Below are 10,218 nucleotides of genomic sequence, written 5' to 3'. Positions count from 1 at the left end.
TGATGCACTTCAATCCGAAGGCGGTCGAGCTTTTCAAGCAATATCGGCAAAGGTATCGCTTGGACAGCTAGACTTTTAAAGTCGATCCGGATTTCGGCGGCGCTTCGATGGCTTTGATTTTTCATCTCTACAGGAGTCCGTCCAGTTCCTCGCAACGTAGCTCGAACGTCGTTGGTTCCTGATTCTAAATTGGCTTCCTACTTTAGCAGTAAATGGCTTGCGCCGCGCCGCGTTTTATCAGTGCAGGAGTCGACGAGCGTGCGTTCGCATGCGTCGTCGCCCTTTTCCACATTCGAGTATCGTTAGCCGTGCTCATGGGCTAACCACTGGTGGGATTTTATTCATGCCGCTGTCAAGCGTATCATACTGTGATACGTTTGATATCTTGAAGGATTGACCTGAATGAGGAGAACATGGCAATCGGATCCACGTTTACAAGGTGGCTAACGGGCGTTCGTCATGCCACAGCGCGTCTTGACGCCGGCCAATCTTTTCGGGATGAGCCGAGTATGTCGGATGCTAACCTGGATCGCTTCGAGTTGCTGCGCAATCAACTGGAGCAACAAGTCTACAGGAGCCCGATGGAAATGACTTGCGCCGAGGTTATGCGCAGGCCCGTCACCGGCGTCACGCGAAATGAAACGAGTGGTGATGCGCTGAATTTGTTGGATAAACACCGAATCAAACTGCTGCCCGTGATTGACTCGAGACACTGCCTGATAGGCGTAATCACACGTACCGATCTGCAACCGTTTCACCTGAGCATTCGGGCCGTTTCCCAGGGAAACGACACGACCGGAGCGTCGGAGAGGGAGAGCAGGCGGCTGTCCGTTCGCGGCGTGATGTCGACAGCCGTGGCAACAGTTGATGCGCGACACCGGTAGCTGACATCATTACCGGCTTCATGGCCAGACGGTACCATCACAATCATGTGTCGAAAGACGGCGTTCTTACATGCGGTCAGTGTTTTGTATAACAGACCCGGAATCGACTGTGCGTACAGAGATTAGTTTTTAGAACATACGCCGAAGCGACCCGACGAAAGCCTTGCATCGGGCACAGAAACGCGTCGGTGCCAGTGCCAAGGTGCGTTCGTGGCGCGCCAGAAGTCAAATCGTCGTCATGCGACAGACCTCTGCCAACGATCCTGGTTTGCACATATGAAGTGATGCGCAGATACTTCCTTCGCTCCGCGGCGGCCCGGATTTTCTGCCGAGGGAGCTGATACTATGAACCGTCCGAATCGCCGCCCCCGTATCGCCCTGGTCCTTGGCGGCGGCGCTGCGCGTGGCTGGGCACACATCGGCGCTGTGCGTGCATTGGAGGAAGCCGGAATTCGGCCGGACGTCGTTTGCGGCACATCGATCGGTGCGCTGGTCGGCGCGTGTACGCCAACGGCGATCTCAATTGGCTCGAACACTGGGTCTCGTCGCTTACGTGGCAGACAGTGGTGCGCCTGCTGGACGTGCGGGTGTCGGGCGGCTTGTTGGGGGGCAAGAAGGTGATCGAGGTGTTCGCCAGTCGGTTCGCTGGGCCGCGAGATCAGCGCACTGCCGCTTCCGTTCGCGGCGGTAGCGGCCGAACTCGATACCGGCCGCGAAATCTGGCTGCAGGAAGGGCCCGTCATCGATGCCGTGCGTGCGTCGATCGCGATTCCTGGCATCTTCACCCCGGTGTGGCGAGATGGCGTCTGGCTGGTAGACGGTGGCCTGTCGAATCCAGTTCCCGTATCGGTGGCACGCGCGATGCGCGCGGACTGCGTCATCGCGGTCGACCTCAATAATGACATCCTCAACGATCGCAATTTCGGTGCTCCCGCTCGCCGATTTGCGCGGCGCGAATTGCAGGCTGGGCAGCTTAGGGCAATGCTGAAAAAGGTCAACGCATCAGGGTGGCATGCCGTTTATATTGAATGAGACAAAAGACCCTAGCGATGGCAGCAGATCAAGGCGCCGGCTTCGAGCAGTATCGTCGGCCGACTAAGCGCGATGTGTTTCTCGAGACCATGGAGAAGATCGTTCCGTGGTCGCATTTGTGCGAGGTTGTCGAGCCGTACTATCCAAAAGGCGTGGGCGGAAGGCCGCCCGTTGGACTCGAGCGCATGCTACGGATGTATTTTGTGCAGCACTGGTTCAATCTCGCGGACGTAGCCTGCGAGGAAGCCTTGCTGGACAGCACGGCATTGCGTCGATTCGTTGGGATCGACTTGGGCCGCGAGCGCGTTCCGGACGGCACCACGCTGTTGAAGTTTCGCCGCCTGCTTGAGCATAACGAGCTCGGCGAACAATTGTTTGCCAAGGTAGGTGAGATACTGCAAGGTCGCGGCCTGAAGATCGGCACCGGCACCATCGTGGATGCCACCATTATCGGTGCGCCGAGCTCGACGAAAAACAAAGACAAGGCGCGAGACCCCGAGATGCATCAGACACGAAAAGGCAAGCAGTGGTACTTCGGGATGAAAATTCATATCGGGGTGGACAGCCGAACGGGGCTGACACACAGCGCCGTGGTGACAGCAGCGAACGTGCACGATAAGCATGCGCTCCCTGATCTGCTGCATGGCGATGAGCAGCGTGTTTACGATGACAGCGCGTACGCAAGCCAGAAGGACCTCATTGCTAGCAAAGCCCCGAAAGCCAAGGATTTCACCAATGAGCGTGTGCGTAACCGCAGTGGCGAAATCGACGAAGTCAAGCGCTCGAAGAACCGCAATAAGTCGAAGATACGAGCTCGAGTGGAGCACGTGTTCGCGGTAGTGACGCGGCTGTGGGGATTCGGCAAGGTCCGCTATCGTGGACTTACCAAAAATGCTACCCGTGCATTCGCAGTGCTCGCGCTGGCGAACATCTACATGAGTCGGTCACGGCTGATGGCACAGGTACGTCCATAAATTACCACGCGGGACGAGAAAGGCTAAAAGCGAGCCTCTAAAGGCCAAAAACCGACGCGAGCGCGTCGCCATTCTCGCATCGTGGAATCAGCAACGACGATCCCGTGAAAACCCCGCTTCTTCAGCACAGCCTTAGCGCCTTACGCCGCAACGGAAAACCGTGGCCACGCTGGCTTGCGCCGGATCTCGCATCTGTAAGCGCCGACGTGCATACGCTGCGCGCCCCGAGCGTACGGGTGCCTTCTGTCCTCAGTTCGGTGGCCCAAAGCATCGACATTATGCAGGTGCGAATCTCTCGTAGCCGTTTGGCGGGTGAACCTGCAGACGTTCTGATTCAGCCGCGCTTGGGCGGAATGAGAATTCTCGACTTCCACCGCGCAGCGCCCGCCATTGCCGAAGGCCGTCAGGCAGTCGAACGTATGATGCCTGCTATTCGCGCGCGGCTGGGACTTGAAGAATGAGGTCATAGGCAATGGTTTAGGTCGGACGACTCGCTTTCCTCACCTGTTACCGCAATAACAGGACGCCACGAAGCAACCGCGCAAGCGCTAGCTAACGCTCATCTAAGGCGTTGATTTCGCCCGCTCATTCCCACCCTGCGATTGAAGATTGTGGTGGCAAATACACCGCACCGCGGGGCCACTGCTTGCTTCACTTGGGGTCGATCTCGCGCGCCGCGGACGCAGGCGATCCGGGTTTCTGCAGGCGCAGCGTCAGCACGCCTCTATCGAATTTTCGCCTCAACCCGGTCAACATCCACGTCCTCGGGCAGCGGGATCGTCCGCAGGAACGCTCCATAGGCCCGCTCCAGCAGGTAGCAGCCGTTCTCCTCGCAGCGAATGTCCTGCTTTTCTCTTCGCGAAGCACCGGTGCGCCGCCCTCGAGCGACGTAGGCAAATCCTTTCGATCCATGCCGGGCTTCTGCCCTCACGTGCTGCGATTCGCCGTTGTCGACGACATCAATGCCGGGCAGGAACCGCAACGGACTATAACCGCCGAACCACCGGTCGAGCGCACCGAAGCTTGGCGGCGTATCATGCAGGAACTCGCTCATTGCGCGCCACGGTTCGACTGAAAACAACCCCGAAAAATCCGATCGTTCCTGCTGGCCTTGCCGCGATGCCACCATGTCCGTTGGCTCGGTTGTGGCGGATGGGTTGGAATTCTTGCGCAAAAACTTAAACGGATTCCAATGGTCCAGTTCAGGGTTCAAGCCTTCTCTTTCCATGCTGATTCGCATTGGGAGCCGGAGGTCCGGTCGCAAACAAAGCGGCCTTAGGGCGCAAGATTCCAGACTGAGGGTGCTATGTTGAGGACACCACGATCGATGAGTTTCACCATGTACTCGAAGCCATCGCACTGCGCCTGGGCGGCCGTCACCCATCGCTGAGCATCGCGAGGCAGGTGGCCGCCAACGCCTGGCCATCCTTCGATCCGCACCGTTGCCAAATAGCCATCGACGGGCGAAGCGGGCGCGACGGTGCATCATACAGCGATCGGTCGAACATGGATGCCGTGTCCTTTCAACATATCAAATATCATATTCGGCATGGCAACATTTCGTACGCTGGTGGCGCTGAGCCCCAACCACTGGCTTTCAACTATATGATTATTCCCCGCTGTTCCATACAGTCGTCCATTATCGACAAACAATGAGAATCGCGGGAGCGATTGATCCGTACTGGATACGTCGCATGTGGTTGGGAGGGAAGGCAGCTACCACCGCCATCATGTTTGATGGGTGCGGTATATAGACAGGGACTTTTAGGATCGGGGAAGTGCTCCCTCGGGTAGCCTGAACGACCAGCACATTAAAAAGGAGCGTCGGTTCTTTTTTGCGCACTTCCCGGGTCGAACCAAGGCCCATCGAAAGGCACTGGCGCAGCTTGCTGTTTGCTTGGGCGGCGCTAAACCATCGACGGGAATTTCAAGCCCGTCAGGCAGCCGCGGGAGTCTCAGTCATGAACCGGCCGCTAGAAGGAAGCATCCCTCGTCCGGTCGGCGCCCGCCCGTTCTGGCGTTGGATCAAATGACTATTGTTGGCTGGATCGCTGGTCGTCTGTGCGATTGCCGTGCGCATGGTTCAGATCGAGATCCAGACATCGTAACGGCAGGCGCACCATTTGTCCGAACTCGGGCGCGACATCGGCTTCACGCTCGGTGTTGTCCGAGCAGCAGCATTCGCTGCCCCGCAGTCGGACCTTACAATTTGCGTCTCGGTTACGCGTCGCTGCCGTCATTCGAAGAACGGCTGGCCGCGCGTGGATTCACTGTGACCGAGCAGGCGCGCAATTCCGCCACGGTGGCAGCGCTCGCCGACAGGGGTCTCTTCCTTCCATACGAAGAAAAGAAACGCGCCGGACTGCTGCTCCTCGATTCACGCGGCAGACCGCTTTACAGCGCGCAGCAGCCCCACCTGGTCTATGACAGCTTCGATGCGATTCCGCCGCTCGTGGTGGCCTCGCTGCTTTTCATCGAAGACCGGAACCTGCTCGATGCAAGCCAGCCGAACCGAAATCCGGCGATCGACTGGGGACGCGTCTCCCGCGCGCTCGTCGAAAGGGGCGTGCGTGTCTTCGACAAGCACCAGCCACAACCGGGCGGCAGCACGCTCGCCACGCAGATCGAGAAGTTCCGCCATTCGCCGGGCGGGCGCACTGCGACGCCGCCCGCGAAGTTGCGGCAGATCGCATCGGCATCGGTGCGCGCATACCTGAACGGACCGCAGACGCTGCCCGCGCGCCGCGAGATCATGGTGCGCGACCTCAACTCGGTGCCGCTCGCGGCGAAGGCCGGTTTCGGAAAGATCAACGGAATCGGCGACGGCATGGCCGCCTGGTAGGGGCGCGACTCGACGAATTCAATCGCATCCTGAACGCGCCGCGTACGGCCGAGATGCTCGACGCGCAGGCGCTCGCATTCAAGCAGGTGCTTTCGCTGATGATCGCGCAGCGCGCGCCGTCGCGTTTTCTCAAGCCCGGCAACGCCGAGCTGGATCATTTGACGGACAGCTACGTGCGCCTGCTCGCGGCAAACGGCATCCTCCCATCGTCGCTGCGCGATGCCGCGCTTGCGGTTCGGCTCGAACTGAATCGTGCGCCCGCCGTGCATCGGCCAGCGTCGTTCGTCACAAGAAAGGGCGTGACAGCGCTGCGCGCGAACCTGCTCGCGACACTCGGCGTGCCGGGTTTGCACGACCTCGACCGGCTCGACCTCGACCGGCTCGACCTGACCGTCACCGCGACGCTCGATAACGCCGTCCAGCAGGCGGTGAGCGAACAGCTCGCCAGCGTGGCGACGCGCGACGGCGCGCACGCGGCGGGCATCTACGGCTATCACATGCTGCGCGAGCAGGATGATCCGTCGAAGATCGCGTGGAGCTTCACGCTGTTCGAGCGCGTGGGCGGTGCGAATGTCGTGCGCGTGCAGACCGACAGCGTCGACCAGCCATTCGACATCAATCGCGGCGCGCGGCGCAACCTCGGCTCGACTGCGAAGGTGCGCACGGTCGTCACGTATCTGCAGATCGTTGCGGCGCTGCATGAGCGGTACGGCGCGATGAGCGCGGAGCTCGATTACGTCGCGCATGCGTCCGACCGCTCGCTGCGCGCGATGCTCGATGCGGCCGTCGAGCGCAATTACTCCGCGAATCCCGGCGAGACGTTTTATACCGGCGGCGCGCAGGTGTTCAAGAACTTCGAGTCGAGCGACAACGCGCGCATCCTGACGGTTCATCGCGCGTTTCAGCACTCGGCGAACCGATGTTCGTGAGCATGATGCGCGACATCGTGCACTACGAGATGGTGCAGGTCGCGGGGCCGACCTCGCATTCGCTCGACGATCCCGCGACGCGCCACGCGTATCTCACGCGTTTCGCCGATCAGGAAAGCCGCCTCTACATGCGCCGCTTCTACAGGAAATATCAACTGAAGACGGCCGACGAAGCGCTCACGCTACTGTTGCGCGATGTGCGCAAGTCGCCGTCGAAGATCGCGACGATCCTGCGCAGCGTTGCACCCGCTGAGACGCAAGCCCGGTTCGACGCGTACATGCGCGCCGCGCTCAGGGGCACGCCCGCGGCGGGGCTGCCGGACGAGGACCTCGCAAGCTCTATCGCAAGTACGGCATCGACAAGTTCAACCTGAACGACCGCGGCTATACCGCGAGCGTGCATCCGCTCGAACTGTGGACCGTGAACTACCTGCGCGATCGTCCGCTCGCGACACTCGACCAGATGCAGCAGGCGAGCCGCGATGCGCGCGCCATGGCGTATTCGTGGCGTCTTCCAGACGCGCTATCACGCGACGCAGGACCGCCGCATCAAACGCATGGTCGAACTGGCGGCGTTCGCTGCGATCGGCAAGTCGTGGCGCGCGCTCGGCTATCCGTTTGCATCGCTGACCCATCGTACGCGGCGGCGATCGGCGCATCGGGTGACCGGCCCGACGAGCTCGCGCAACTGATCGGCATCGTGGCGAACGAGGGCCGCGCGCTGCCGAAACAGACCATCTCGCGTATCGAGCGCGAAGGATACCTCTTACGAGACTGTTTTCTCGCGCGCGCCCGTTCAGCCGGGCGCGGCGCTGTCGCCGGAGATCGCCGGTGTGGTCGATCAACTGCTGTGCGACGTCGTACAGGGAAGAGCCGCGAAGCGTCGCGCCGACGGCCTGTCGTTTCCTGACGACGGCTCGCTCAGCGTATGCGGCAAGACGGAGACCGGAGATCAGCCCTTCAACTTCTTCGCACGCGGCGCGCGTCTGATCGAGTCGCGCAAGGTAGGCAGGACCGCGACCTTCGTGTTTGCCATCGGCGATCGGTTCTTAGGCTCGCTGACCGGCTACGTCCACGAGCCGTACGCGGCCCGCTACGACTTCACGAGCGCGCTGTCGGTCCAGTTATGAAGTCGCTCGCGCCAGCGCTGCAACCGCTGCTCGATGGCGACGGAAATTCGGCTGTCATCTCTTTAGCGACAAGCGAGATTCGCAATAGCGCGTCAGGTGCACACCCCTGAATCGTCTTCGTAAGTGTTGGAGTGGTGCTCTTTCAGCGGTTGGGCTAACAGCTTGGCCAAGTGTCTCGTGCGGCAACCGTTTTCCGCGTACTCCCTCAACATGGTGAATTGGCGAATCATCGGAAAGACTCTGGACGGCGCACCGAGCATCGGCTCGTCGTCGTTGATACGCGTCGTCGCGAGCCGGTCGTTTTCCGACACTACGGCGACCGACGCCTATAGCACTCGCTACCGTAAGCAGGCACAGCGCCAGCCCGTCCAACGCGCTCAAAACTGGTAATTGATCGACGTGTTGCAGCCAGCCTGTGTCTTCGTCTGTGTGATGGGGCTGTTGACAGCGCTGCCGAGCAATCGCTTGAGTGCACGATCGGCGGTCATGAACCAGTGCTTGTTGATAAACCACACGAGCGTCACGCCAAATCCGGCGGACTTCAGTCCAGCGCTCGCGTCATACTGGCGGTATCCCGAAGCGGCGGCCTGCGCAGCGTTGACGCCGAACCAGCTATTCATATAGGTCGAGTCGGCGAAGGTAACCGACGGTCCCGCGAACCAGAAGATGGTTTCGGAGCTGCCGGCCATCGGCATGTATGCACCGAGATCCATGACCCAGCCGTTCGAACCGCCGAAGCTGCGGGTAACCGCCGCACGGAAATCGAGCGGAAACTCTTTCGATACGATGAAGTCCGCCGCCAGCTTCAATTCCGGGCGGGGTTGATGTTGCCGAGCCCGTTCAGCCGGGAGGGATCGTCGTGGCCTCGCCGGCCAAGATCGTAGACGCCCGCGACGCTCACGCGCCAGTTCTGGCCTTGAATAACGTTCATCCCGATGCCTTCGCCAGTTGACCAAAAGGCAAGGTCTTTGTACCGGATGTCGATGCTCGGCCCGGCGAGCGCGTGATATCGGTCCGAGCCATCATAGAGCGGCCGAAAGGCTCCGCCGATCCCAACGCGTACTTGCCAGTCAGAGCGGTTTGGTTCGGAGAGTTTTTCCAGCGGAACGCCGGCCGAGTATTGCCATTCCCCAAGCGGCGAAGGCGTCTGGGCGCGTGCTGCCAATGGCATGGCGAGAATGAGACATGCGGCAATCGTTCCTTTGAGCCATCTTTGCCAATCAACTTTGATACAAATCGCCGCGCTCCAAATCGTCGGTGCCATGGCGCCTCCTTTGATAAAAACCGCGGTCCTGCACTGTCTTGCCTATCAGCCGGCCTAAAGCGACTACGCTGGCGCTGGAATGAAAGCTGTCGAGTGTCGCGGAGTCGTCCTATTGTGTTCCGTGCTGAGCCTGTTCCCTCGTCGCTTCGCACCGCCTGGCGTTACAAGCTGTCTTCCACCCGTTAATCCTTGGTTTGCCGCGCGCGTGCTGTCAGAACTGCCGGCGTCGCGACCGGGCGTGCTCGGCTGCAGTCCGCCCGCAGACCCTTGGCCGCTGACGCGGTCGTTCGCCTGCCCCGTGTCGGCAGACGTTTCCGTGTTTGTGCTCGGGGCGCCGCGCGTTCCCGGTCGCGTGGACTGCGCCGCATGATTCGATCATGAGCGGGCAGAGGCATTGCCTTCCCGCAATTGCGTGTCATGACAAACCTCCCGAAAAGCCATGTTTTCCGACTTTTCCTACTCTAACTGCGGTTGGCCTCCGCGTTTGTGCGCGCCTTCCGCTCCCTCTGATAACCTCGATACTCGTGCCACGTCAGAGCGATGATGACGAGATCCAGTCCCGTTATAAGAAGCAGCCATATCGAATGAGTGATCGTGTAACGGTACAGCTGATAGGCAATAAAGAAAGTGAAGACAGTGATCGCTACGGGAAAGTACCAAAGTTTCTTGCGTAGCAAACCGGCAATCAGCCAAAGTTTCATTGTCCCGTGTCCGAGCAGATAAACCGCTGCAAACTCTTGCGTTCCGATAGAAAGATGTTGCACGGTATGAAGGAGAAAACTGGCGAGGAGATCGTGCGGATCTTCGCCGAATTCATCCTTGGTGACCCAAACCACGAACGCCAGAAGACCTTGGCGCGAAACGACCAACGTGGCGATGCCGGCAACCACTTCTGGAATTGCCCGAAGTGCCTTGCACCAAAGGCCCAGCGTGAAAACCAGGTGCAGCTTCTGCTGGGTGAGAGCTTTAATCGAACTATTGAGAGTTACAAAAAACATGACAACCGATTCGGGTCCGGTGCGTTATATCTCCAGTGGACTGATTGGAGACGCATGCCGTGGCAAAGAAGCCGTTAGACGACGCAAGGAAGAAGCGCTTGCGAGCTGGTCGGATGCTGTTGGCGGGCAAGCGGCCAGCCGAAGTGGCGTTGGCCGTCGGGGTAG

General features: G+C 60.0%; 4 protein-coding genes and 5 pseudogenes. 6 read left to right on the top strand and 3 right to left on the bottom strand.

What is annotated here, in order from left to right; genetic code table 11:
- Nucleotides 1-509 precede the first annotated feature (509 nt).
- From AWB68_RS39480 to AWB68_RS39465, 4 genes and pseudogenes are all read left to right on the top strand, one after another.
- Nucleotides 510-884, top strand: coding sequence for a CBS domain-containing protein (locus AWB68_RS39480; RefSeq protein ID WP_160110154.1), 375 nt, complete (start codon nucleotides 510-512; stop codon nucleotides 882-884).
- Between the two features lie 345 nt (nucleotides 885-1,229).
- Nucleotides 1,230-1,811, top strand: a pseudogene (locus AWB68_RS39475) (patatin-like phospholipase family protein); the annotation flags it as partial.
- Between the two features lie 101 nt (nucleotides 1,812-1,912).
- Entirely contained in the window at nucleotides 1,913-2,890 is a 978-nt protein-coding gene (locus tag AWB68_RS39470; RefSeq protein WP_087649624.1) for an IS5 family transposase, read from the top strand.
- A gap of 137 nt (nucleotides 2,891-3,027) precedes the next feature.
- Nucleotides 3,028-3,351, top strand: a pseudogene (locus AWB68_RS39465) (patatin-like phospholipase family protein); the annotation flags it as partial.
- Nucleotides 3,352-3,614: 263 nt separating this feature from the next.
- On the opposite strand, the gene AWB68_RS39460 reads toward AWB68_RS39465, so the two are convergent.
- Nucleotides 3,615-4,103 (bottom strand): Hsp20/alpha crystallin family protein, encoded by a 489-nt coding sequence (locus AWB68_RS39460; RefSeq protein WP_327384183.1) that lies wholly within the window; start codon nucleotides 4,101-4,103, stop codon nucleotides 3,615-3,617.
- A gap of 823 nt (nucleotides 4,104-4,926) precedes the next feature.
- Here AWB68_RS39460 and AWB68_RS39455 point away from each other — a divergent pair.
- Nucleotides 4,927-7,901 (top strand): annotated as a pseudogene (locus AWB68_RS39455) (transglycosylase domain-containing protein).
- Between the two features lie 267 nt (nucleotides 7,902-8,168).
- On the opposite strand, the pseudogene AWB68_RS39445 reads toward AWB68_RS39455, so the two are convergent.
- Together AWB68_RS39445 and AWB68_RS39440 are read right to left on the bottom strand one after the other, a co-directional pair.
- Nucleotides 8,169-8,962, bottom strand: a pseudogene (locus tag AWB68_RS39445) (MipA/OmpV family protein).
- A gap of 554 nt (nucleotides 8,963-9,516) precedes the next feature.
- Nucleotides 9,517-10,053 (bottom strand): DUF2127 domain-containing protein, encoded by a 537-nt coding sequence (locus AWB68_RS39440; RefSeq protein WP_087649622.1) that lies wholly within the window; start codon nucleotides 10,051-10,053, stop codon nucleotides 9,517-9,519.
- Between the two features lie 59 nt (nucleotides 10,054-10,112).
- Here AWB68_RS39440 and AWB68_RS50125 point away from each other — a divergent pair.
- Nucleotides 10,113-10,218: pseudogene (locus AWB68_RS50125) on the top strand (IS630-like element ISCARN39 family transposase); the annotation flags it as partial.

The organism is Caballeronia choica, from assembly GCF_001544535.1.
GTDB lineage: Bacteria > Pseudomonadota > Gammaproteobacteria > Burkholderiales > Burkholderiaceae > Caballeronia > Caballeronia choica.
This window is presented reverse-complemented; position numbering and strand designations above follow the sequence as displayed.